This window comes from Imtechella halotolerans, assembly GCF_028743515.2.
GTDB classification, from domain to species: domain Bacteria; phylum Bacteroidota; class Bacteroidia; order Flavobacteriales; family Flavobacteriaceae; genus Imtechella; species Imtechella halotolerans.
Genome location: NZ_CP117969.2, coordinates 2,055,568 through 2,079,948, shown reverse-complemented (window position 1 = coordinate 2,079,948; position 24,381 = coordinate 2,055,568). Strand labels below are relative to the sequence as shown.

Genomic DNA, 24,381 nt, shown 5'->3' with positions numbered 1-24,381 from the left:
TGTATAAGCTGGATTATAAATTAATTGATAAAAATTAAACTTGTGAAAGTAATAAAATTTGGAGGTCGATCATTGGCCAATGGTGAGGGTATAAAAAATACACTACGAATCATAAAAGAAAAAGTAGCAGATGGAGAAGTCATAACAGTAGTAGTTTCTGCTAGAGGCAATGCAACAGATGAATTAGAATCTATTTTAGAAAAGGCTGCAAAAGGAGAAAGCTATCAAGAGGACTGGGAAGTATTTATGGATTATCAACAAGATGGTTTTGAAGTTGATTTTAAGGAGGAATTTTTGGTATTAGAAAAACTTTTTGAAGGGGTAGCCTTATTAGGAGATTACAGTAAAAAAATTAAAGATCAGGTTTTGGCTCAAGGAGAAGTTCTATCAGCTAAGTTGGTAACACAGATTTTAAGGAATAATGGGATTCCAGCTCATTTTACAGATAGTCGTTTACTTATTAAAACTGATGCTAAGTTTGGAGACGCCCAACCATTAGATGCATTATCTAGAGAAAATATATTAAACCATTTTAAGTTCTATAACGAGGATACTGTGCATATCGTAACTGGATTTATTGCCTCTAATACTCAAGGAGAAACTACCACTTTAGGACGCAATGGTAGTAATTATACAGCTGCTTTATTGGCCAATTATTTGAATGCTGAAGAATTACAAAATTTCACACATGTTGATGGGATTTTTACCGCTAACCCTGATTTGGTAGCTGATGCACAGGTGATTAGACAGCTTTCTTATGATGAAGCCAATGAGTTGGCCAATTTCGGTGCAAACATTTTACATGCAAAAACGATAATTCCATTAATAGAGAAGGAAATCCCTTTAAGAATATTAAATACCTTTAATAGTATACACCCAGGGACATTAATTAGTCCGGTAAGTTCTCGTAAAGGAATAAAATCTCTTTCAGTTTTGGAAGAGGTGGCATTGGTAAATTTAGAAGGTAGAGGACTTTTAGGTAAAGCGGGGATAGATGCTCGGATCTTTAGAGCCTTAGGCCAAAATAATATTAGTGTGAGCATCATATCACAAGGTTCTTCAGAACGGGGAATAGGTTTAGTGGTATCAGCAAGAGATGCAGAAACAGCAAGAATAGCAATAGAGCGAGAATTTGAGGCTGATTTTTACACTCATGATGTGAGTAAGGTATATGTAGTGCGTGATGTTTCGGTTATTTCTATTGTTGGGCAAGAATTGGCTACCTTTAATAAACCTTACAATGCTTTAATTCGAAATCAAATAGTTCCAGTTCTATTCAATAATACGGTTACAGGTAAAAATGTAAGTTTGGTTGTTGAACGGAAGCATTTACATAAGGCACTAAATGTTATTCATGGGGAAATTTTTGAGATTTCCAAGAAAGTGAATCTTGTTGTTTTTGGTCATGGAACAGTTGGTAGTACGTTAATAAATCAAGTGTTGGCGGCTCAAGCTGATATTTTACAGCGAAAAAATATACAATTGCAGGTGGTGGCGATTGCTAATTCTCGTCAATTGTTGTTTGATGCAAAAGGAATAGGATCTTCTTGGTTTAAGGATATTCAGGAAAAGGGAATCGAATTTCAGTCTTTAGATACATTGTTGTCGTTAGTTGATCGATTTCATTTGGAAAATCTTATTGCTGTAGACCTTACTGCTAGCAGTACATTTATAGAGAAATACATTTCATTAGTTCAAAATGGTTTTGATTTAGTATCTGCAAATAAGATTGCCAATACTCATTCCTATTCTTTTTATAAAGATTTACGTGTAGCCTTGCAGCAATCTCAGAAAAGTTATTTATATGAAACCAATGTTGGGGCAGGACTTCCTCTCATAGATACCATACGATTATTACATCACTCAGGTGAAAATATTACGAGGATCAAAGGGGTGTTTTCTGGGACATTGAGTTATTTGTTTAATTCGTTTTCAGCTGAAGATAGACCGTTTAGTGAGGTGTTAAAAGAGGCGGTTGATAAAGGATTTACGGAACCAGATCCACGAGAGGATTTGTGTGGTAATGATGTAGGTAGGAAATTGTTAATACTAGCTCGTGAGTTGGATTTGATTAATGAGTTTAGCGATGTTTCAATACACAATTTAATACCTGAACATTTACGTCAGGGAACGGCGGCTGATTTCTTACAACGCTTGCAAGAGCTAGATTCTGAATTTGAGACGATTAAGAAAGGACAAAAGGATGGACATGTTTTGAGATATGTTGGTGATCTACATGGAAATTTATTAGATGAGAATGGAGCTGTTTTAGATGTGAAATTAGTGTCTGTACCTAAAGAAAGTTCTTTGGGTCAAGTAAAGGGCGCGGATTCCATTTTTGAAATTTACACTGAATCCTATGGGGAGAATCCTATTGTCATTCAGGGTGCTGGCGCAGGGGCTGCTGTTACTGCAAGAGGTGTATTCGGAGATATTCTCCGTTTGGCTGAACGTAATATAGGATAATTAAATAAATGATCAAAAAATTCAACATATGAGTACATCACATTTCGAGACGGATGCAATACGAAATCAGTTAGAACGTACCAATTTTATGGAGCATAGTGCGCCCTTATTCCTGACTTCTAGTTTTGTTTTTGATGATGCAGAAGATATGAGAGCCTCATTCGATGAAGAAAAGGAACGTTCAATTTATAGTCGTTTTAGCAACCCTAATACTTCTGAGTTCGTTCAGAAGGTTTGTCGAATGGAAGGAGCAGAAGCTGGCTTTGCCTATGCTACAGGAATGGCAGCTGTGTATTCTACCTTAGCTGCGTTATTAAATGCAGGGGATCATATTGTGTCTGCGGGTAGTGTATTTGGATCAACGCACGCTCTTTTCACAAAGTTTTTTCCTAAGTGGAATATTACGACTTCTTATTTTGATGTTAATTTTCCAAATGAAATAGAGAAGCATATAAAGCCTAATACTAAAATTCTATACGCAGAGTCACCTACAAATCCTGCTGTTGATATTGTTGATTTAGAACTATTAGGTAAAATTGCCAAAAAGCATAAGCTCATTTTGATTATTGATAATTGTTTTGCTACACCATATCTACAGCAGCCTATTTCATTTGGAGCTGATTTGGTTATTCATTCTGCTACTAAGTTAATGGATGGTCAAGGAAGAGTTTTAGGGGGGGTTACTGTTGGACGAGCTGACTTAATTAGAGAAATTTATTTGTTTTCTAGGAATACGGGACCAGCACTTTCGCCTTTTAATGCCTGGATCTTAAGTAAAAGCTTGGAGACTCTTGCAGTTCGTGTTGATAGACATTGCGAGAATGCATTGAAAGTAGCCAGTTTTTTAGAACAACATCCAAAGGTGGCTACCGTAAAATATCCTTTTTTGCCATCTCATCCTCAGTACACCATTGCTAAAAAGCAGATGAAACAAGGTGGTAATATTGTAGCTTTTGAGATCAAAGGAGGTATTAATGCAGGTCGCACATTTTTAAATCATATTAAATTGGCAAGTCTTTCTGCTAATTTAGGTGATACAAGAACAATAGTTACCCATCCAGCTTCTACTACTCATAGTAAGTTAAGCGAGGATGAACGAAGAGCTGTGAGTATAACTGATGGACTTGTGCGTGTTTCTGTAGGATTAGAACATGCAGATGATATTATAAATGATTTAAATCAGGCATTACTTTCTTAAACTGAAAAGGAGATAATTAGCTCCTTTTCAGGTGTTTGAATATTTACAAATTAGTTGTTGTGAGTTACAAATATCTGACGTATGTTTGCAAAGTCTATTAAATCGATAGAATGGTAGTATTAATGATTATAATTAATTAATAATAACTCTTTACTAAATGAAAAGCGACATTATAGATAACTTGGACTATTGGAATCAGTATTTAAAAGACAAATCCCCGTCTGATATAATTGAGTGGGTAATGCAATTTGCTCAAAAGCCAGTTATAACCACTAATTTCGGACCTAATGCAACCTCGCTTTTGCATGCATGTAGTAAGGTAAAGAAGGATATAGAAGTTATATGGTGTGATACTGGTTTTAATACACAGGAAACTTATGCACATGCCAAAAACGTTTCAAGTTTATTAGATCTGAACTTGCACATATATACTCCAAGGTATGAAACGTCATTTATTCAGTATTTTTATGGAGTTCCTTCACCTTGGGAGTCATCTCACAGAGTATTTAGTGAGATAGTGAAATTAGAACCGTTTCGAAGGGCTATGAAAAAACATGCTCCAGATGTGTGGTTTACTAATTTGCGTAAAGGCCAAACCGAACATAGGAATACGCTAGATGTTTTGAGTGTGTCTAAAGATGGAATTCTTAAAGTTAGTCCATTTTATTATTGGAAAGAGTCGGAGGTCAAAGGCTATATAAAAGCGCATCACTTACCTGATGAATCTCATTATTACGATCCCACGAAAGTCCTAGCCAACCGCGAATGCGGTATTCATTTGTAAACGAATTTAGTTTAGAATCATTTTTATGCTGACCTTAAAAAAGGAATCGGCATGGGAAATTTATATCGAAAAAGAAAAAATGCAAAGTTTTAGAACAGAATTAGAAAACCCATTAGTTCAAAAGGAGATAATAGATCTTGAGAAGAAGATTCATCTTTTTCAAGAAGGTAAAGTAGATGAGGAACGTTTTAGAAGTCTTCGATTAGCGCGAGGAATTTATGGACAACGACAACCTGGAGTACAAATGATTCGTATTAAGCTTCCTTATGGGAAAGTAACAGGTGAACAATTAATTCGCATTGCTGATGTTGCTGATGAATACTCTAATGGTGTACTTCATATTACAACAAGACAAGATATTCAGATACACTACGTGAACTTGGATAAGACACCTGAACTTTGGGCCAAATTGGCAAAAGACGATATTACTTTACGTGAAGCATGTGGCAATACAGTACGTAATGTAACTGCCAGTGAAACTGCAGGGATTGATCCATTGGAACCGTTTGATGTAACACCATATGCACATGCTGTTTTTCAATTTTTCTTGCGTAACCCTATATGCCAGGAAATGGGACGGAAAATTAAAATTTCGTTTTCTGCTACCGATAAGGATACGGCATTAAGCTATTTGCATGATTTAGGTTTTATTCCTAAACTCAAAGATGGTAAGCGAGGTTTTAAGGTCATGCTTGGTGGTGGATTAGGATCACAACCACGTCATGCGGATGTACTTTATAATTTTTTACCAGAAGAAAAAATAATTGCGGTAACAGAGAGTGTATTGCGGGTTTTTGATCGTTATGGAGAACGATCACGCCGAATGAAAGCTCGGATGAAGTTTTTAATAGCTGATGTTGGACTTAAGGAGTTTGTACGATTAATTAATGAAGAACAAAAAGCATTGTCCCATCAGGAGTATTGCATCAATATTCCACAGGAGATTATGCTCGAAAAGAAGAAAATTACGGATTATAATGAGGCAGTTTGTACTGATAAATCATATAATCTTTGGAAGCTTACTAGTGTGTTTGAACAAAAGCAAATGGGATTTGTTGCAGTAGGGATTAAGGTTACTTTAGGAAATTTTAGAACTGAGAAGGCACGATCATTGGCAAGTATTATTCAACGATATGGGAGTAACGAAATGCGATTTACCTTGAGACAAAATATATTGTTACGTAATATCCAAATAGAACACCTACCTGAATTATATAATGAATTAAAGCAATTACAGTTTACAGAAATAGGCTATAATTCCTTAGCCGATATTACCGCCTGTCCTGGGACTGACACATGTAATTTAGGTATAGCTAGCAGTACTGGAATTGCCTCTGCTTTAGAGAAAGTACTTTATGAGGAATATCCTCAGTACTTGACTCGTCAATCCCTTACAATAAAGATAAGTGGATGCATGAATGCTTGTGGTCAACACAATATGGCGCATATTGGTTTTCAAGGTATGTCTGTTAGGACACCAAACAAATTAGTCGCACCTGCATTACAAGTTTTGTTAGGTGGAAGTGTTATCGGAGATGGACAGGGTAGGTTTGCTGATAAGGTCATAAAAATTCCAAGTAAAAGAGGCCCTGAAGCCTTACGTATCATACTTAATGATTACGACAATAATGGTGGCGGACAAGAGTATGATGTCTATTATCAAGATCGAGGAGAACATTATTTCTATGATTTATTAAAGCATTTATCCCCAACAGATAATCTTTCTAACGATGATTTTATTGATTGGGGGCATAATAAGGAATATGTACAAGCTGTAGGAGTTGGGGAATGTGCTGGAGTAGTAATCGACTTGGTGCAAACTCTTTTATATGAGAGTAAAGAAAAATTAGATAATGCCGTTGGTGCCTTAAGTGCTAGTGCTTGGAGTGATGGTATATATTATTCATACAGTGCGTTTGTAAATACTGCAAAGGCAATCTTATTAGCCAATAATTTGAAAACAAATACTCAGGCAGGAATTATAAAGCAGTTTGATGAAGCCTTTATAAGCACAGGTAAAATTGAATGGGATGGTTCCTTTGAAGAAACGGTTTATCAAATAAATAAAAATAATCCAACGGAGAAATTTGCTCAACAATACTTGGCAGAATCTCAAGCCTTTTTGAAAGTAATTGAATCTTATAGAGAAAATCAGTTGTCAAATGCAAAATAGAAAGCCCAAACTTACGGTGTTGGGAGCTGGACCTGGAGATCCGGATTTACTAACAATTAAAGGTGCAATGGCCCTAGCTGATGCCGATGTGGTCCTATATGATGCTTTGATAGATACTTCTTTGTTGTCATATGCAACAAAGGCTGACAAAATATTTGTCGGAAAGAGAAAGGGTTGTTATGTGTATGCACAAGAACAGATAAATGAATTGATTGTTAGTCAAGCTTTATTGAAAGGTCATGTGGTACGTTTAAAGGGAGGAGATCCTTTTGTATTTGGGAGAGGCGCAGAGGAAATGGAATATGCAGCATTGAAAGGACTTGAAACAGTTTACATTCCAGGTATATCTGCAGCTTTAGCTGTATCTGGATGTCAAAACATCCCTATGACCAAAAGAGGAAGTTCGGAAAGTTTTTGGGTGATAACAGGAACAAATAGAGAACACCAACCATCAAAGGATTTGATATTGGCTGCGCAATCCTCAGCTACTGTAGTAATCCTAATGGGAATGGGTAAGTTGAAAGAAATTGTTAGAGTTTTTCGGAGATTTGGAAGACATAGTACTCCTGTCGCCATTATTCAAGATGGTACTACAATTCATGAAAAGATAGGAGTTGGAACAGTAGATTCAATACTGGCAGTTGTGGAAAGAGAAAAATTATCCAATCCAGCTATTATAGTGATCGGATCAGTAGTCTCTCATAGAGATATTTTGATTCAACTGAGAGTAAATCAACAAATTCAAATGGCAAATTAAAAATACATAATGAATTCATGGAAAATAAACAGAATGGATTATATCCCATTTTTCTCAAGGTAAAGAAGTTGAAGATACTCATTGTAGGTGGTGGTAATGTGGCCTTAGAAAAGTTGCAATTTTTATTGAAATCAAGTCCAGAATCCCAGGTCAAAGTTGTCGCTCTAGATTTTAAGGATGAAATTAAATTATTGTCTAAAGACAAAAATGTGACACTTATCACGAAGGCCTACGATGTTTCAGATATTATGGATGTTCATTTGGTGATAGTGGCTACCAATATGGAATGTGTTAATAAAAGCGTGTATTTTCATTGTAAATCCCATAATATTTTAGTCAATCTTGCAGATAATCCTTCCTATTGCGATTTTTATATGGGAGGAATTGTTACCAAAGGAAACGTTAAGATTGCAATATCTACCAACGGTAAATCCCCGACAACTGCTAAGCGATTACGACAATTTTTTGAAGAATTTTTACCAGATGAAATAGACGAGTTGGTAGAAAATCTTAATGATTATCGAAGTAGTTTAAAAGATAGTTTTCATCAAAAAGTTGTTCACCTTAATGCATTAACAAAAAGTTTAATTACTAAATAGAATCTAGAGTATGATAAAAACAGATATTCTAATTATAGGCGCTGGTCCTACAGGCCTGTTTACCGTTTTTGAAGCAGGCTTACTCAAGCTAAAATGTCATCTTATTGATGCATTACCACAGCCTGGTGGACAATGTGCTGAGCTTTATCCTAAGAAACCAATTTATGATATTCCAGGATTTCCTGAAGTATTGGCTGGAGACCTTGTAAGTAATCTTTTAGAACAGATTAGGCCATTTAAACCTGGTTTCACTTTGGCGGAACGTGCCGAAACCATAGAGAAACAATTAGATGGAAGTTTCGTAGTAACCACAAATAAAGGTACCAGACATCAAGCTCCGGTTGTTGCTATTGCAGGGGGGCTAGGAAGTTTTGAGCCACGTAAACCTACAATAGATGGGATTGTTGAGTTTGAGGAAAAAGGGGTTGATTATTTTGTGAAAAATCCTGAACACTATAGAGACAAGAAAATTATTATTGCTGGAGGAGGTGATTCAGCTTTAGATTGGACTATTTTTCTAGCTGATGTAGCTTCACAGGTTACTCTAGTACATCGTAGGAATGAATTTAGGGGAGCTTTAGATTCTGTGGAAAAGGTTGCTGAGCTTACTCAAAGGGGAAAAGTGAATCTATTAACAGAAGCTGAAGTTACGGATCTGTTTGGAGAACAGCAATTGCAAGCGGTTCGAATTACTAAAAATAATGGAGATCAACAAACTTTGGAAACGGATTATTTTATCCCACTTTTTGGTCTATCTCCTAAACTGGGGCCTATCGGGGATTGGGGATTGGAAATTGAGAAGAATGCCATTAAGGTTGATAACACATTGGACTATCAAACAAATATTCCAGGAATATATGCCATTGGGGATGTAAATACTTATCCAGGAAAATTAAAACTCATTTTGTGTGGTTTTCATGAGGCAGCCCTTATGTGTCAAAGTGCATATCAACGAATTAATCCTGATAAAAAGTTTGTATTAAAATATACAACAGTGGGAGGTATTCAAGGCTTTGATGGGACAACTAAAGTAGCTAAAAAAGAAGTTATAAAAAGTATCCTTTAGAGACTAAAATGGTACAAAAATTAATTTAAGGCATTTGCAGTTGGGGAATTCCATGCAAATGCCTTACTTTTGCACCCAGTTCATTGCATTATGAGAGTTATCACGAAAGGCAGAGGGAATAGACCCGTTGAAGCCTTAGCAACCCTCCTTTGGAGAAGGTGCTACATTCTACCACTATAGTGGATAGATAACAACCCAATACTTCACCTAGTATTCCTCTTTCAGATAACACACATTTTTCAATAAACAAACGTATACCAATATGGTTTCGCGACTATAAGAATGTTTAGTGTAAGGATTATTTGAAGTTTATGAGTATAGAAACTAGGACAACAGGAAAAATAACTATTAATAAATTACTTCAAGAGCGAATATTAGTGTTAGATGGTGCTATGGGAACCATGTTACAACGCTATAAGTTTACTGAAGAGGACTTTAGGGGAGAACGTTTTAAGGATTTTCCTCATCCGCTGAAAGGAAACAATGATTTGCTCTCACTCACTCAGCCCCAAGCAATTGGAGATATTCATAGAAAATATCTTGAGGCAGGAGCAGATATTGTAGAGACAAATACATTTTCTTCTACCACTATTGGAATGGCTGATTATCATATGGAGTCTTTAGTGTATGAACTAAATTTTGAGTCTGCTAGAATTGCAAGAGAGATTGCTGATGAATTTACGGCAAGTAATCCTGATAAGCCTCGTTTTGTGGCAGGATCTATAGGGCCTACTAATCGTACTGCGAGTATGAGTCCAGATGTCAATGACCCTGGATTTAGAGCTGTAACTTTTGAAGATTTAAGAGTCGCTTATCGACAGCAGGTTGAAGCATTGCTTGATGGTGGGGCTGATATTTTATTAGTTGAAACTGTTTTTGATACATTAAATGCAAAGGCTGCTATTTATGCAATTGAGGAGGTCAAAGAAGAGCGAGGTATTGAAGTGCCAATAATGGTGAGTGGTACAATTACAGACGCTTCTGGCCGAACACTGTCAGGGCAAACTGTAGAAGCCTTTCTAATTTCTATTTCACATATTCCGCTATTAAGTATAGGGTTTAACTGTGCTTTGGGGGCAAATATGTTAAAACCATATTTGAAACGTTTGGCAAATGATACGCAGTTTTATGTGTCTGCTCATCCAAATGCTGGACTTCCTAATGCCTTTGGGGAATATGATGAGACACCTGAAGAAATGAGTGCTCAGATTAAGGAATATTTGGATGAAAACATGATCAATATAATTGGAGGATGCTGTGGGACCAATCCTGATCATATCAGGTTAATAGCTGAATTGGCAGCCACCTATACTCCAAGAAAATTATAATGTAAAGTAGATTTTTGTTAAAATGAAAGAACAAGAACGATATTTAAAACTCTCAGGGCTTGAACCATTAGTTGTTACTTCACAAACTAACTTTGTGAATGTAGGTGAAAGGACTAATGTAACAGGATCTAGAAAGTTTTTAAGGCTTATCAAGGAAGATAAATATGAAGAGGCACTTGAAGTAGCAAGGGCTCAAGTGGAAGGAGGAGCCCAGATTATAGATATCAACATGGATGAAGGAATGCTTGATGGCGAAAAAGCGATGGTGAGGTTCCTGAATTTAATTGCTGCTGAACCTGATATTGCACGTGTACCTATTATGATAGATAGTTCTAAATGGGAGATTATAGAAGCAGGGTTACGAGTAGTACAGGGTAAGAGTGTAGTAAACTCTATTAGTTTAAAAGAAGGTGAAGCCAAATTTATTGAGCAGGCCAAGCAAATTAAACGTTATGGTGCTGCGGTAATTGTTATGGCATTTGATGAAGAAGGGCAGGCTGATACATTAAATAGAAGAATAGAAATATGTGAACGTTCCTATCGGGTTTTAGTGGAAAAAGTACAATTTCCTCCAGAAGACATTATTTTTGATCCGAATATTTTCCCTGTTGCCACCGGTATGGAAGAACATCGCCGAAATGCTTTAGATTTCTTTTTAGCGACAAAATGGATACGAGAAAATCTGCCATATGCACACGTTAGTGGTGGTGTTAGTAATGTTTCTTTTTCCTTTAGAGGTAATGACACTGTCCGTGAGGCTATTAACGCTGCTTTTTTATTTCATGCCATTGGCCATGGAATGACAATGGGAATTGTAAATCCAGAAATGTTAGAGGTTTATGATGAAATTGATAAAGAGCTATTGGTATATGTTGAGGATGTATTGCTTGATAGAAGAGAGGATGCTACGGAACGTTTACTGGAGTATGCTGAAAGTGTTAAAGGAGAAGGTAAGGTCAATGAAAAGCAAGCACAACAGTGGCGTAGTGCTAGTCTACAAGAACGTTTAACACATGCGTTAGTTAAAGGGATAGATGAGTTTATTGAAATCGATGTTGAAGAAGCTCGTCAGCAAGTAGATAAACCTATTGAGGTTATAGAAAATCACTTGATGAATGGTATGAACGTTGTTGGGGACTTATTTGGAAGTGGGAAAATGTTTTTACCTCAGGTGGTAAAATCTGCTAGAGTAATGAAAAAAGCTGTAGCTTATCTTCTACCATATATAGAAGCCAGTAAATCTGGTGCCTCAAGATCCGCTGGAAAGGTATTAATGGCTACTGTGAAGGGCGATGTTCATGATATTGGGAAAAATATTGTGGCTGTTGTTCTTGCTTGTAATAATTTCGAAATTATTGATTTGGGAGTTATGGTACCACCAGAGAAAATCATTGAAACAGCGCAAAGAGAAAACGTAGATATTATTGGGCTTAGCGGACTTATTACTCCTTCACTGGATGAAATGGTTTATTTGACTAAAGAGTTAGATCGTCTACAAATTAAAATTCCGGTAATGATTGGTGGAGCTACTACTTCAAGGGCTCACACTGCTGTGAAAATTGCACCTGAATACAAAGAAACGGTAGTACATGTGAATGATGCATCTAGAGCGGTAACAGTGGCTAGTAATTTGCTTCAACCGGATACAAAGGCAACATATGCACAATCCTTAAAAGCTGAATATGATAAACTTAGGGAAGGGTATTTAAATCGCAGTAGAGATAAAAAATATCATAGCATAGGAGATGCTCGTGAAAATAAATTTAGAATTGATTGGAAAAATTATCAACCCGTAAAACCTAGTAAAATTGGAGTTGAGAAAGTGGAGGTTGAATTGTCTGAATTGGTTCCTTATATAGATTGGACTCCATTTTTTCAGTCATGGCAATTGTTTGGTAAATATCCCGCAATATTAGAGGATGAAATTGTAGGTAACCAGGCGATCTCCCTTTTTGAAGATGCACAAAAAATGCTCCGAACCATTATTGAAGAAAAGTGGTTTACAGCAAAAGGTGTTGTGGGGCTTTTTCAAGCTAATCAAGTAGATTATGATGATATCGTGCTTAAAGATTCACAAGGGAAAAGGTTGGGTAAATTTTTGACACTACGTCAACAGTCACAAAAAACTGCAGGAGCTCCTAATATTGCCCTAGCAGATTTTATTGCACCTGAAGGGTCTGGGATTAAGGATTATATGGGGTGTTTTTGTGTCACAACAGGATTTGGGGTTGATGAAAAATCAGAAGGTTATGCCAGCCAAATGGATGATTATAATGCAATTATGGTAAAGGCACTTGGTGATCGATTGGCAGAAGCTTTTGCGGAATATTTGCATCTAAAGGTGCGAAAAGAATATTGGGGATATGCTGCTAAAGAAGAACTTAGTAATGAGTCTCTAATTAAGGAGGTGTATCAAGGAATACGACCGGCTCCTGGTTATCCGGCCTGTCCAGACCATTTGGAGAAAAAAACAATATGGGAACTTTTAGATGTAGAAAATCGTATAGGAGTTACTTTAACAGAGAGTTTAGCTATGTGGCCAGCCTCTTCTGTTTCTGGATATTATTTTGCTCATCCGGATAGTAAATACTTTGGTTTGGGTAAAATAAAAATGGATCAAGTGTCAGATTATGCCAATAGGAGAGGAATTACGGATGAAGAGGCTGCTAAATGGTTAGGCCCGAATTTGGCTATTGAATAAAGAATAAAAAGTTTATATAGAGTACATGAAAGTTACTGATCACATTGGGAAAGCAAAAGGAGAGACATTATTTTCATTTGAGATTATTCCTCCACAAAAGGGGAAAAGTATTAAAGAATTATATGATAATATAGATCCTTTGATGGAATTTAAACCTCCCTTTATTGATGTTACTACTTCACGTGAAGAGTACATTTATCTTGATAAAGGGGGATTGCTGGATAAAAAGTTGACACGTATGCGTCCGGGTACTGTGGGTATTTGTGCTTCAATTAAGCACAAATACAACGTAGATGCCATACCTCATGTTTTATGTGGAGGATTTACAAAAGAAGAGACAGAATATATGCTGGTTGATTGTCATTATCTAGGAATTGACAACGTTATGGCATTACGAGGTGATGCAATGAAGGAGGAGCGATATTTTGAACCCACAATAGGAGGGCATGCCTTTGCTACTGAACTTGTAAGTCAAATTGCAGACCTGAATAAAGGTAAGTATCTTCATGATGTTATAGAAACTGATAACTATTCTAATTTTTGTATAGGTGTTGCCGGTTACCCTGAAAAACACATGGAGGCCCCTTCTTTGCAAAGTGATTTACGAAGGTTAAAAGAAAAGGTTGACGCAGGAGCACATTACGTTGTGACACAGATGTTTTTTGATAATAATCGATTTTTTGAGTTTGTTGAAAAGGCAAGGGAGATAGGTATTACTGTCCCCATTATTCCCGGGATTAAACCTATAGCTGTGAAAAAACATTTACAATTACTGCCTCAGGTCTTTAAAATAGATTTGCCTGAAATTTTGGTGCATGAAGTTGAGAAATGTAAAACCAATTCAGAGGTACGACAAGTAGGAGTAGAATGGGCTATTAAGCAGTCTAAAGAACTTAAAGAAGCAGGAGTTCCTGTGCTGCATTATTATTCTATGGGTAAGTCAGAAAACATTAGATCTATAGCACAGGCAGTATTCTAAAAATAAACTTACTTTTGCAGGGTAATTTTACCCATGAAAAGAATACTATTTGCCTGTTTCAATTTTTTGATAGTATGTGTCTTTTCTCAAGAAAAGACACATACTTCTAATATCGAAGTTTCCAATTTTTATGGAAACATTGCTGAACATTCCATTTCGATTTCTCACTTAATAACAAGCCACCCTTATGGCTCTATTGTTAGTTGGAATAAACAAACATATGGCTATGAGGATTGGGAACAGTATTATGGTTACCCTGAGTATGGAGGTACATTCATCTTTCAGGATATGCGTAATGGCTTTCTAGGTAAAAATATTGGTCTATATGGACATTATAATTTTTACTTTTTGAAAAGAAACGTAATGCTTCGTATTGGTCAAGGTGTGGCTTATAATACGAATCCTTATGATAAAGAAGATAACCAACGTAATCAGGTATACGGGAGTAGACTTTTAAGTTCCACTTTTGTGATGATGAATTATAAAAGAGAAAATATAATAGACCGATTAGGACTGCAAGTAGGTGTCTCAATGATTCATTATTCTAACGCCAATGTTAAGGCCCCAAATGGGAGTACCAATACGATGGCTTTAAATTTTGGTGTCAATTATAACATAGAATCTGAAAAGCCGACGTATCAAAGGACGGTTAGTTTTGAGAAATATACAGAGCCGATAAAGTTAAATTTAGCTTTTAGAAGTGGGGTAAATGAAAGTGATGTGATAGGAAGTGGACAACACCCATTTTATGTTTTCTCAGCCTATGCAGATAAGCGACTAAGCAAAAAGAGTGCTCTTCAAATAGGGGTTGATGCATTTTTTTCAAATTTTTTGATAGATTTTATTCGACATAGGAATATCGCATATCCTTCTCCAAAATATGATGGAACTGAAGATTATCGTCGTGTTGGAGCCTTTTTGGGGCACGAACTTTTTATAAACAGGCTGTCGTTTGAAACTCAATTAGGTTATTATTTATTTAATGAATCTAAGTTTGAAACTATGCATTATTTTAGAGGGGGACTGAAGTATTACATAACTCCAAAGATTTTTGCATCGGCCACTCTAAAATCTCATGCTGCTAGGGCCGAGGCTGTTGAGGTCGGTGTTGGAGTACGCTTGTAAATAACTAAAAGGAACATGAGCTAATTTTAGAAAATCAAGAAAATTTATATGAAAAATATAAAAGCATTATTGGTGTGTCTTTTAATAATGGTAAGTTGTAATACTGAATCGGTAAATGATTGTTTTCAAACTGCAGGACATATCATTCAACAGGAGGTTCCTGTTTCTGATTTTACATCTATTCGAGTGAATAAGAATGTTACACTTATTGTGCGTCAAGGTTCTGAGAATAAGGTAGTAGTAGAAACTGGTAAAAACCTTTTAAATGATGTGGAGGTTCTAGTAGAAAATGGAGAATTGATTCTTAATGATTTTAATGATTGCAATTTTGTGAGAGAATATGGAACCACAAAAATCTACGTTACTGCATCTAATATTACCAAAATACACAACGCTTCTCAATTTGATGTACATTCTGAGGGGGTATTGGCATATCCTTTGTTGGAGTTATTGTCAACAGGAGGATATGAAACATTACGTATTGCAGGATTTCAGATGCAAGTGGATACAGGTAAATTGTCACTCCTGTTTAATAAATATGCATTCGCTAGAATATCAGGAAAAACGAATGAATTGTCGTTAACCTTTACCATTAGTGATGGAAGATTTGAAGGGGCGGATCTTATTGCTCAGCATGTCAAAGTAGCTCATCGTAGTAGTAATGATATGATTGTTCATCCGGTACAAAGTCTAAAAGGTTATATTAGGAGCACAGGTGATGTAATAGCCGTTAATAGACCTCCAGTAGTAGAAGTAGAAGAAGCTTATACAGGACGTTTAATTTTTAGAGATTAATGAACAGAAAATACTCTTTGCTAGTGTTTGGATTTTTAGCATTTATTCAGTCTTTATTTGGACAAAAGGAATATGATGTTTTTCTAGAAAAGCCTAAGGTGACTTCTTTTAAGGAGGCGAAAGTTGAGGCAGAAAAAATCATCATATCTATGCTGGATAGTCAAGTTATCCCAGGGATGTCTTTGACAATTTCAAAAGCAGGAACAACTATTTGGCAACAGGGATATGGTTTGTCTGATATAGAAACAAAGGAGCCAATTGATGCAAAACACACCCTTTTTAGGATTGCTAGTGTTTCTAAATCTTTATCTGCAGTAGGTTTAGGTAAAATGATGGAAATGAATCTTGTTAATATCAATGAATCCATACATGAATATGTACCTTATTTTCCAAGAAAGAATTATGATTTTACATTGAAACAACTTGGAGGGCATTTAGCGGGGATTCGTAATTATAAAGGGAGTGAGTTTATGAATAATAAACCTCTTTCTATACGGGAAGGAGTGGCATTATTCGAAGATGATTCGTTATTATTTCAACCCGGCACTAAATTCTCTTATAATAGTTATAATTGGAATTTACTTTCATTGGCCATGCAAGAAGCTAGTGGTATTTCACATGAAGAATTTATGAAGCTTAATGTTCTTGAACCATTAGGTATGTATAATACATATCCTGATAAGGCTGATTCTACGTTGCATACGGCTGTTTTTTATACCCGTACAGGAAAGAAGGGGTTCCGTATAGCAAGACCGGTGCATAATTATTATAAATTGGCTGGCGGAGGGTATCTTTCTACCTCGGATGATATTGCCAAATTGGGGAATGCTTTATTAGCCGGCAATTTTTTATCAAAAGAGATTCAAGAAGATCTCCTTACATCTCAGCAGATAAATGGAGAAGATACGGGGTATGGAATAGGGTTTCAGTCAAGTGAGGACTGGAATTTAAGACCATATTATGGTCATGTTGGTAATGGAATAGGTGGGTATGCTTATTTTTTTGTGTATCCAGAAGAGGAGTTGGTATTTGCCCTATTGCTTAATGTGACAAATCCTAATGTTGACATCCAACTAAATCGAATTATAGATTATGTAATAGAGGGCGCCAAGTTCCTACCTGGCACTAAGAATTCTGAAAAGGAGAATACTTTAAATAATGTAAGAAGGAAGTAAGAGAATTAAACAGTAAGTTCTCTAAATAGACTCTCTAAGTCTTTATTTTTGTGATGAAGCTGGATGATTTTTAAATCGTTATCATGCGCAAAGTCAAATACTGACGGTCTCATATCCTTTTCTGAAGAAAATGAAAGTTCATATAAAGTGTCGTGTATGCATACTACCTTAGTAAGAGTTTGAAATGCTTTATAGAATATTTGTTCTTCTACTTTATAATCAAAAGCAACTTCAATAAGTTGTTCCTTGTTTTGTTGGAGTTCGTTTAACCTTTTATCTGCTACAATAGTTCCTTTGTTGATGATAATTACGCGATCACATATCGCACTCACTTCCTGCATGATGTGTGTAGAAAGTAATACCGTTTTTTCTTTTCCTACTTCTTTTATTAGGTGCCTTATTTCTAATAACTGATTAGGATCCAATCCAGTTGTTGGTTCGTCTAGAATTAGCACATCTGGATTGTGCAGTAAGGCTGCAGCAAGTCCGACACGCTGTCTATATCCTTTAGAAAGTTGTCCAATTTTTTTAGAAGCTTCTGGAAGTAGTCCGGTTAGGGCAATAACATCTTTTATACGTGATTTTGGAGTATTATATATAGATGCTTGGAAAGAAAGAAATTCTCTTACATACATTTCAGGATACAATGGGTTGTGCTCTGGCAGATAACCAATACTCCCCTTGACCGCTAGAGGTTGCTTTAAAACATCATACCCATTAACTTTTAGTGAACCAGATGTTGGATTTAGGAAAGATGTTAGCATTTTCATTGTAGTACTCTTTCCCGCACCATTTGGACCTAGGAAACCTACGATTTCACCTTTAGGGATGGTAAAAGAAATGTTGTTTACGGCAATTTGTTGGCCATATTGCTTTGTAAGTTGAATGACTTCAATAGACATAAGTGCAGAATTTGTTCAAAAATACATAAAAGTTTTTCAAAAAAACCGCTTAAGGAATGTATCCATTATTTGTTATTTTTTGCACATTTGAGAGGCTAATTGTGTTAAAATGGTCTTATATTTAAAATAAATCGTAAGAAATCGAAAAAAAGAAGATTTGGTGTTTGATTATTCTAAAAATAAATTAATTTAGCACCAAGAATTACGAAAATTAAATGTTAGCAACAACTTATTTCTGGAACGGTTTTTATTTTTTCTTCTATTTTAGAAGAGAACAGGGACTGTTGTAGGTAGTTGTAGGTTAATACAATATATTATATAAGGTCCCGAGTTTTCGGGACTTTTTTTTTGTACTAATTTTATTTATGGAAACAAAAATTGCAATTCAAGGTATTAAAGGGTCCTTCCATCACCAAGTAGCTCAGGAGTATTTTGGTAAAGATATTACATTAATTGAGTGCATGACTTTTGATAACCTTGTTGATGGTCTATTAAAAAAAGATGCTTTTCAAGGAGTAATGGCTATTGAGAATTCTATTGCGGGATCAATTATACCAAATTATGCTTTGATTGATAAAAATGAGCTGCATATTATAGGGGAACATTATTTACAGATACATCATAATTTGATGGCTCTTCCGGGTCAAACCATTTCTGATATTCTGGAAGTACATTCACACCCTATGGCACTGTTACAATGCAAAGAGTTTTTTAGAAAATATCCTCATATTAAATTAGTGGAAGATGCGGATACAGCAGAAACTGCAAAACGTATTAGTGAAAAGCAACTTATGGGTATTGCAGCCATTGCAAGTAAAACTGCTGCGGAATTGTATCAGTTAAGTGTTTTAGCCTCTGAAATACAAACGATTAATAATAATTCTACTCGTTTCGTTATTGTAAAAACTCAAAATTCAGTTTTGTCAAAAGATGAAATTAATAAAGCTTCGCTGAAATTTGAATTGGATCATAAAAGAGGTAGTCTTGCAACGGTACTAAATGTCATGAGTGATTGCAGGTTAAATCTTACCAAAATTCAATCTTTGCCAAAAATAGAGACTCCATGGAAATATGCATTTTTTGTGGATGTTACATTTGATAAGTATGAAGATTATGAAAAGGCTGCCAAACTTTTGACGATTATGGCTGATCATTTTAAAATCTTGGGAGAATATAGAAATGCACGTGTATTATGAGAGTGGCACAACGTTTAAATACAATTGAGGAATATTACTTTTCCAGAAAACTAAGAGAAGTACGGGAAATGATAGCAAAGGGTAAACCTGTAATTAATATGGGAATTGGAAGCCCTGACTTGGCACCTCATTCTGAGGTTATTTCTGCTATGCAAAAGGCTGCATTGGAGCCCATGGCACATCAGTATCAGAGTTATCAGGGCTTGCCTGAGCTCCGAGTTGCAATGGCTCAATTTTATAAAGAGCATTTTGCTGTTAGCTTAGAAGCGGATACAGAAATTTTACCTCTTATGGGGTCTAAAGAAGGAATTATGCACATAAGTATGGCCTTTTTAAACAAAGGAGATAAAGTGTTGGTTCCAAATCCTGGATACCCCACCTATACCTCGGTTACCAGATTAGTAGAGGCAGAGCCAATATTTTATGATTTGAAATCAGAAAATAATTGGTTTCCCGATTTGAATTCTCTGGAAAAGGAAGATTTAACTAATGTAAAGATGATGTGGCTGTCATATCCCCATATGCCCACAGGAGCAAAAGCAACAAAAGAAGATTTTGAAAGGTTATTAGCATTTGCTAGAAGACATAAAATTCTTTTAATTAATGATAATCCTTACAGTTTTGTATTGAATGATGAACAATTAAGTTTGTTGCAAATGGCTGGTAAAAATGATGATGTACTGGAATTGAATTCGTTAAGTAAGACATTTAATATGGCAGGATGGCGTATTGGAATGATTGTCGGAAAAGCAAATCTTATCGATGCTGTACTAAAGGTTAAAAGTAACATGGATAGTGGAATGTTTTACCCATTACAAAGAGGAGCCATAGTAGCATTAAGGAGTTCTAATCACTGGTTCCAAGAACTTAACGAGGTATATGACAAAAGACGTAAGGCTATTTATAAATTGGCGGAAAAATTAGGTTGTACTTATGATACTAACGCTATAGGGTTATTTGTTTGGGCAAAACTTCCTTTAGGAATAACCTCCGCTGAAAAATTTATAGACAATTTACTAGTAGAAAAATACGTGTTTTTAACACCTGGAACTATTTTTGGAAGTAATGGAGAAGGTTATATACGTTTTTCATTATGTGTGTCAGAGGAAAAAATAATGGAAGCTTTAAGCAGATTTAATTAGATATTAAGATGAATGTATTTGTAGTAGGAGTTGGATTAATTGGAGGGTCGTTTGCCTTGGATCTTAAGGAATTAAACTCAAATGTTATCATACATGGTATTGATATTAATGAGAGCCATTTGCAAGAAGCTATGGAGCTTGGTGTGATTGATCAGAAAAGTAGTTATGAAAATTTATCGCTGGCAGATGTGGTTGTAATTTCAATTCCTGTTAATGCTGCAAATGAGGTCGTGCCAAGAGTCCTAGATGCTGTTCACGAAGATGCCGTTGTTATTGATACAGGTTCTACGAAAGCACCACTTTGTGAATTGTTAGTTAACCACCCCAAAAGGAGAAATTTTTTAGCAGCTCATCCTATAGCTGGGACTGAGTTTTCAGGCCCTTCGGCAGCACATGTGGGACTGTATGCAGGAAAGACTAATATTATATGTGAGGTGGAGAAGACGGCCTTTAAGCTTCAAGAGCGTGCTTTGAAAATTTTTAGTGATATAGGGATGCGTATAAGATATATGGATCCGAAATCTCATGATAGACATATTGCTTATGTGTCTCATTTATCACATATTAGCTCCTTTATGTTGGGTAAAACTGTTATAGAGAAGGAAAGGAATGAACGGGATATCTTTGATATGGCAGGTTCAGGTTTTGAGAGTACTGTAAGACTAGCTAAGAGTTCTCCTGCTATGTGGACACCTATCTTCCAACAGAACAAGGAAAATGTTCTAGAAACATTAGATGAATATATATCGAATCTTCTTCTGTTCAAAAGCTATTTAGAAAAAGATGATTTTCAAGCTATCTTTTCTGCTATGGAGAGCACGAATAAGATTAAGGAGATTTTAAATGGAATTGTAGTAAAACCAATATAAAAATTGTTATGGAAAATTCACCACAAATGAGAAAATGGTTGGATGATTTAGGATTGAGTCATCCATTAGTAATAGCAGGGCCTTGTAGTGCTGAGACGGAAGCGCAGGTGCTGGAAATTGCTCATGCTCTTAAAGATACGGATGTAACCTATTTGAGAGCAGGGATTTGGAAACCACGTACACGTCCAGGAATGTTTGAAGGCGTGGGTGCAATTGGACTTAAATGGATGCAACGAGCCAAGGAGGAAACAGGGTTGTTAATTGCAACTGAAGTCGCCAATAAGGACCATGTTAAATTAGCTTTAGATCACGATGTCGATTTATTGTGGATTGGTGCTCGTTCTACTGTGAGCCCCTTTATTGTACAAGAAATAGCAGATGCTTTGGAAGGTACGGATAAAGTAGTATTGGTTAAAAATCCAGTAAATCCGGATTTGTCTTTATGGTTGGGAGGTATTGAGCGATTACATGCGTCTAATATTAAAAAACTAGGTGTAATTCACAGAGGGTTTTCTACTTATGAAAAAACTAAGTATCGAAATATTCCTGAGTGGCAATTAGCCATTGAGTTGCAGAATAAATTCCCTGATTTACCTTTGATTTGTGATCCTTCACATATAACGGGAAAACGAGATATGATTTTTGATGTGTCTCAGACAGCCTTAGATCTTAATTATGATGGGTTGATAATTGAAACCCATTGTAATCCGGAGGAGGCGTGGAGTGATGCCGCTCAACAGGTTACCCCTAAGTCCTTAGTTCAAATAATGAAGGATTTAAGAATTCGAAAAGAAACTACTGGAGAGGCTGATTATACAAAAGAACTTGGGGTTTTACGAGCTCAAATTGATGTAATAGACAATCAATTAATTGAGATTTTAGGTAAACGTATGAAAGTGGCTGACAAAATCGGAGAGCTTAAAAAGACTAAAAATGTTGCAGTATTGCAAAATAGCCGTTGGAACGAAATTCTAGGAAAAATGATTTTAGAAGGTGAACAACGTGGTCTTAGCGAAGAATTTGTCTTGAGAATGTTTAAAGCAATACATCAGGAATCTATTAATCATCAAGATAGAATTCTTAAGGGATAGAATTGGGCTGCCTTAGGCAGCCTTTTTTCTTATTTGACTCTTTTAAAAATATATCTTGTGATAAAAATTCCTTGGCCATCGGATTTTCCACTATCACTTTCTACCGCACTGGTAACAAAAGCTAGTTCCCAACCTTCCTCAATCATTGAATTTATTTTTGAAGAAATTATGGCATCGTTGGCTGCAATGTTTTGAAATCGGATTCCAGCAATATTGTAAAAGTTTAATAATTTGGTCTCATCAAAGTTCTTAACACGAATATCGCCTCTGTCTGATTTATTCCTGGTGTTGTCTTCTTCTGTTTGAGTTGATGTGTATTCCTTGTAATCTTTTTCTTCATTGTTGCTTATCAACCTAGAACGGCCTAATCCATTTGGTACGATAGATTCTACGCTAGTAATAACTTTGTACTCAACTTGAGCGTTCATTTCAAAGAAAGAGCATAGAATGATGCCTAAAACCAACATTGTTTTTTTCATAAAGTTGTTTTTTAAAGATTAAGCCAGCAATATAATCTTTTTCTTTAAGTGAAAAGTTGTTAATTTGTGCGATAATTGTTGATGAATGATAGGAACAGTTTATAAATCTACTGGTAGTTGGTATACCGTTAAAACTGAATCGGGAGAAATCTATGAATGCCGAATTAAAGGAAAATTCCGCATACAAGGCATCAAGAGTACTAACCCAGTGTCAGTAGGAGATGTTGTAGATTTTCATTTGGAAACTGTCGGGGATGAAACCATAGGGGTAATACATGAAATACGTGACAGGAAAAACTATATTGTTCGTAAATCAGTCAATTTATCTAAGCGTACCCATATAATTGCTGCTAATTTAGACCAAGTTTTTCTTTTGGTAACACTTAATAACCCTCCTACTTTTACGGCTTTTATTGATCGTTTTTTGGTGACAGCGGAAGCGTATCATGTAAAGGCCATTTTGCTTTTTAACAAGATTGATACTTACACAAAAGATGAATTAGCTGAGATAAAATATTTAGCACATACCTATCGGAAAATAGGGTACGAATGTTTAGGTATTTCTGCAATTACCGGACATAATATTGACAAAGTAAAGGCATTAATGAAGGGAAAAGTAAGTATGTTTTCTGGTCATTCGGGAGTGGGTAAATCCACTTTGATTAATGCATTAGAACCAGGGCTGGGATTGAAAACGGCAAGTATTTCTGAACAGCACAAACAAGGACAACACACCACTACATTTGCTGAAATGATTGATCTTAGTTTTGGAGCTCAGATAATAGATACTCCAGGGATTAAAGGTTTTGGAATTGTTGACATGGACAAGGAAGAAATCGGTGATTATTTTCCGGAATTTTTTGCATTAAAGCATGCTTGTAAATTTAACAACTGTCTTCATATTGACGAGCCAAAATGTGCCGTTAAACAAGCATTGGAAGATAATGAAATTGCATGGAGCCGTTATCGTAGTTACATACAAATGCTAGAAGGAGACGAAGATAACTATCGTAAGGATTCCTATGAGGATGAAAAAAAATAAATTTTATGCGTGCGGTAATTCAAAGAGTGGCTGAGGCCAGTGTGACGGTTGATGGAATGGTAATTTCAACTATTCAAAGAGGACTTTTGATTTTATTAGGGATAGAAAAAGAGGATACTCAGGAGGACATTAATTGGTTGACAGGTAAGATTGTAAGAATGCGTATTTTTGATGATGAGGCGGGAGTGATGAATCTCTCCTTAGAAGAAATCGGTGGTGAAGTTATAGTGGTTAGTCAATTTACCTTACATGCTTCAACTAAAAAAGGAAATAGACCTTCTTATATCAAAGCCGCCAAACCTGATTTAGCAATTCCTCTATATGAAGCTTTTGTCCTTCAGTTAGAGTTGGAGCTAGGGAAAAAAGTCGGTACAGGAATATTTGGGGCTGATATGAAAGTGCAACTTCTTAATGATGGACCCGTTACGATTTGTATAGACACAAAAAATAGGGAATAACATTCTTAATAAAATGTAAAAGAAATTGTATATATTTGATTGTATACGCTTTCTTT

Annotated in this window: 21 protein-coding genes and 1 riboswitch; of the genes, 19 read left to right on the top strand and 2 right to left on the bottom strand. The window is 35.8% G+C overall.

What is annotated here, in order from left to right; translation table 11 throughout:
- The first annotated feature begins 42 nt into the window (after positions 1-42).
- From thrA to PT603_RS09350, 13 genes are all read left to right on the top strand, one after another.
- The gene (gene thrA / locus PT603_RS09410; protein WP_008237125.1) at positions 43-2,466 is read left to right on the top strand and encodes a bifunctional aspartate kinase/homoserine dehydrogenase I; all 2,424 of its coding nucleotides are present in this window, start codon (positions 43-45) and stop codon (positions 2,464-2,466) included.
- 28 nt (positions 2,467-2,494) lie between these two features.
- On the top strand, positions 2,495-3,664 hold the full coding sequence (locus tag PT603_RS09405; protein ID WP_008237133.1) for a trans-sulfuration enzyme family protein: 1,170 nt from the start codon (positions 2,495-2,497) through the stop codon (positions 3,662-3,664).
- A 157-nt stretch (positions 3,665-3,821) separates the two neighbouring features.
- On the top strand, positions 3,822-4,448 hold the full coding sequence (locus tag PT603_RS09400) for a phosphoadenosine phosphosulfate reductase domain-containing protein (protein WP_008237134.1): 627 nt from the start codon (positions 3,822-3,824) through the stop codon (positions 4,446-4,448).
- Positions 4,449-4,527: 79 nt separating this feature from the next.
- Entirely contained in the window at positions 4,528-6,621 is a 2,094-nt protein-coding gene (locus PT603_RS09395; RefSeq protein ID WP_008237135.1) for a nitrite/sulfite reductase, read from the top strand.
- Entirely contained in the window at positions 6,611-7,378 is a 768-nt protein-coding gene (gene cobA / locus PT603_RS09390; protein WP_008237137.1) for a uroporphyrinogen-III C-methyltransferase, read from the top strand. The genes PT603_RS09395 and cobA overlap by 11 nt, the downstream gene beginning before the upstream one ends.
- A 17-nt stretch (positions 7,379-7,395) precedes the next feature.
- Complete coding sequence (locus PT603_RS09385; RefSeq protein ID WP_008237138.1) at positions 7,396-7,977, top strand: precorrin-2 dehydrogenase/sirohydrochlorin ferrochelatase family protein; 582 nt, start codon at positions 7,396-7,398, stop codon at positions 7,975-7,977.
- A 10-nt stretch (positions 7,978-7,987) separates the two neighbouring features.
- Positions 7,988-9,043 (top strand): NAD(P)/FAD-dependent oxidoreductase, encoded by a 1,056-nt coding sequence (locus PT603_RS09380; protein ID WP_008237140.1) that lies wholly within the window; start codon positions 7,988-7,990, stop codon positions 9,041-9,043.
- A 94-nt stretch (positions 9,044-9,137) separates the two neighbouring features.
- A riboswitch (SAM riboswitch) is annotated at positions 9,138-9,237 on the top strand.
- Between the two features lie 117 nt (positions 9,238-9,354).
- Positions 9,355-10,371 carry a homocysteine S-methyltransferase family protein gene (locus PT603_RS09375; protein ID WP_008237141.1) on the top strand — a complete coding sequence of 339 codons (1,017 nt, stop codon included), beginning with the start codon at positions 9,355-9,357 and terminating at the stop codon, positions 10,369-10,371.
- Between the two features lie 22 nt (positions 10,372-10,393).
- Positions 10,394-13,072 carry a methionine synthase gene (gene metH, locus PT603_RS09370; protein WP_008237142.1) on the top strand — a complete coding sequence of 893 codons (2,679 nt, stop codon included), beginning with the start codon at positions 10,394-10,396 and terminating at the stop codon, positions 13,070-13,072.
- Positions 13,073-13,097: 25 nt separating this feature from the next.
- A complete protein-coding gene (metF, locus tag PT603_RS09365; RefSeq protein ID WP_008237143.1) occupies positions 13,098-14,051 on the top strand; it encodes a methylenetetrahydrofolate reductase [NAD(P)H] in 954 nt (317 codons plus the stop codon).
- A 33-nt stretch (positions 14,052-14,084) separates the two neighbouring features.
- On the top strand, positions 14,085-15,176 hold the full coding sequence (locus PT603_RS09360; protein ID WP_008237144.1) for an acyloxyacyl hydrolase: 1,092 nt from the start codon (positions 14,085-14,087) through the stop codon (positions 15,174-15,176).
- A gap of 48 nt (positions 15,177-15,224) precedes the next feature.
- Positions 15,225-15,971, top strand: coding sequence for a head GIN domain-containing protein (locus PT603_RS09355; RefSeq protein ID WP_008237145.1), 747 nt, complete (start codon positions 15,225-15,227; stop codon positions 15,969-15,971).
- Positions 15,971-17,146: a serine hydrolase domain-containing protein gene (locus PT603_RS09350; protein ID WP_008237146.1), complete on the top strand. Its 1,176-nt coding sequence runs from the start codon at positions 15,971-15,973 to the stop codon at positions 17,144-17,146. The genes PT603_RS09355 and PT603_RS09350 overlap by 1 nt, the downstream gene beginning before the upstream one ends.
- Before the next feature lie 5 nt (positions 17,147-17,151).
- Here PT603_RS09350 and gldA read toward each other — a convergent pair whose 3' ends face one another.
- Complete coding sequence (gene gldA, locus PT603_RS09345) at positions 17,152-18,048, bottom strand: gliding motility-associated ABC transporter ATP-binding subunit GldA (RefSeq protein WP_008237147.1); 897 nt, start codon at positions 18,046-18,048, stop codon at positions 17,152-17,154.
- Positions 18,049-18,413: 365 nt separating this feature from the next.
- On the opposite strand from gldA, the gene PT603_RS09340 reads away from it, so the two are divergent.
- The 4 genes from PT603_RS09340 to PT603_RS09325 are packed head-to-tail and all read left to right on the top strand — an operon-like array spanning position 18,414 to position 22,346.
- Positions 18,414-19,244: a prephenate dehydratase gene (locus tag PT603_RS09340; protein WP_008237148.1), complete on the top strand. Its 831-nt coding sequence runs from the start codon at positions 18,414-18,416 to the stop codon at positions 19,242-19,244.
- On the top strand, positions 19,238-20,386 hold the full coding sequence (locus PT603_RS09335) for a pyridoxal phosphate-dependent aminotransferase (protein ID WP_040488518.1): 1,149 nt from the start codon (positions 19,238-19,240) through the stop codon (positions 20,384-20,386). The genes PT603_RS09340 and PT603_RS09335 overlap by 7 nt, the downstream gene beginning before the upstream one ends.
- Positions 20,387-20,394: 8 nt before the next feature.
- On the top strand, positions 20,395-21,255 hold the full coding sequence (locus tag PT603_RS09330; RefSeq protein ID WP_008237150.1) for a prephenate dehydrogenase: 861 nt from the start codon (positions 20,395-20,397) through the stop codon (positions 21,253-21,255).
- Between the two features lie 8 nt (positions 21,256-21,263).
- Positions 21,264-22,346 (top strand): bifunctional 3-deoxy-7-phosphoheptulonate synthase/chorismate mutase type II, encoded by a 1,083-nt coding sequence (locus PT603_RS09325; RefSeq protein ID WP_008237151.1) that lies wholly within the window; start codon positions 21,264-21,266, stop codon positions 22,344-22,346.
- Positions 22,347-22,375: 29 nt separating this feature from the next.
- Here PT603_RS09325 and PT603_RS09320 read toward each other — a convergent pair whose 3' ends face one another.
- Positions 22,376-22,825 (bottom strand): hypothetical protein, encoded by a 450-nt coding sequence (locus tag PT603_RS09320; RefSeq protein WP_008237152.1) that lies wholly within the window; start codon positions 22,823-22,825, stop codon positions 22,376-22,378.
- Positions 22,826-22,910: 85 nt separating this feature from the next.
- On the opposite strand from PT603_RS09320, the gene rsgA reads away from it, so the two are divergent.
- Together rsgA and dtd are read left to right on the top strand one after the other, a co-directional pair.
- A complete protein-coding gene (rsgA, locus tag PT603_RS09315) occupies positions 22,911-23,867 on the top strand; it encodes a ribosome small subunit-dependent GTPase A (RefSeq protein WP_008237153.1) in 957 nt (318 codons plus the stop codon).
- A gap of 5 nt (positions 23,868-23,872) precedes the next feature.
- Positions 23,873-24,325 (top strand): D-aminoacyl-tRNA deacylase, encoded by a 453-nt coding sequence (gene dtd, locus PT603_RS09310; protein WP_008237154.1) that lies wholly within the window; start codon positions 23,873-23,875, stop codon positions 24,323-24,325.
- Positions 24,326-24,381: the final 56 nt, after the last annotated feature.

Excerpts from the sequence above, each read along its gene's own strand:
- PT603_RS09375 (WP_008237141.1), top strand. The coding sequence starts at position 9,355 with ATGAGTATAGAAACTAGGACAACAGGAAAAATAACTATTAATAAATTA.
- PT603_RS09320 (WP_008237152.1), bottom strand. The coding sequence starts at position 22,825 with ATGAAAAAAACAATGTTGGTTTTAGGCATCATTCTATGCTCTTTCTTT.
- PT603_RS09360 (WP_008237144.1), top strand. The coding sequence starts at position 14,085 with ATGAAAAGAATACTATTTGCCTGTTTCAATTTTTTGATAGTATGTGTC.
- PT603_RS09395 (WP_008237135.1), top strand. The coding sequence starts at position 4,528 with ATGCAAAGTTTTAGAACAGAATTAGAAAACCCATTAGTTCAAAAGGAG.
- cobA (WP_008237137.1), top strand. The coding sequence starts at position 6,611 with ATGCAAAATAGAAAGCCCAAACTTACGGTGTTGGGAGCTGGACCTGGA.
- metH (WP_008237142.1), top strand. The coding sequence starts at position 10,394 with ATGAAAGAACAAGAACGATATTTAAAACTCTCAGGGCTTGAACCATTA.
- PT603_RS09350 (WP_008237146.1), top strand. The coding sequence starts at position 15,971 with ATGAACAGAAAATACTCTTTGCTAGTGTTTGGATTTTTAGCATTTATT.
- dtd (WP_008237154.1), top strand. The coding sequence starts at position 23,873 with ATGCGTGCGGTAATTCAAAGAGTGGCTGAGGCCAGTGTGACGGTTGAT.
- PT603_RS09330 (WP_008237150.1), top strand. The coding sequence starts at position 20,395 with ATGAATGTATTTGTAGTAGGAGTTGGATTAATTGGAGGGTCGTTTGCC.
- rsgA (WP_008237153.1), top strand. The coding sequence starts at position 22,911 with ATGATAGGAACAGTTTATAAATCTACTGGTAGTTGGTATACCGTTAAA.
- gldA (WP_008237147.1), bottom strand. The coding sequence starts at position 18,048 with ATGTCTATTGAAGTCATTCAACTTACAAAGCAATATGGCCAACAAATT.
- PT603_RS09380 (WP_008237140.1), top strand. The coding sequence starts at position 7,988 with ATGATAAAAACAGATATTCTAATTATAGGCGCTGGTCCTACAGGCCTG.
- PT603_RS09355 (WP_008237145.1), top strand. The coding sequence starts at position 15,225 with ATGAAAAATATAAAAGCATTATTGGTGTGTCTTTTAATAATGGTAAGT.
- PT603_RS09325 (WP_008237151.1), top strand. The coding sequence starts at position 21,264 with ATGGAAAATTCACCACAAATGAGAAAATGGTTGGATGATTTAGGATTG.
- PT603_RS09340 (WP_008237148.1), top strand. The coding sequence starts at position 18,414 with ATGGAAACAAAAATTGCAATTCAAGGTATTAAAGGGTCCTTCCATCAC.
- PT603_RS09400 (WP_008237134.1), top strand. The coding sequence starts at position 3,822 with ATGAAAAGCGACATTATAGATAACTTGGACTATTGGAATCAGTATTTA.
- PT603_RS09405 (WP_008237133.1), top strand. The coding sequence starts at position 2,495 with ATGAGTACATCACATTTCGAGACGGATGCAATACGAAATCAGTTAGAA.
- PT603_RS09385 (WP_008237138.1), top strand. The coding sequence starts at position 7,396 with ATGGAAAATAAACAGAATGGATTATATCCCATTTTTCTCAAGGTAAAG.
- metF (WP_008237143.1), top strand. The coding sequence starts at position 13,098 with ATGAAAGTTACTGATCACATTGGGAAAGCAAAAGGAGAGACATTATTT.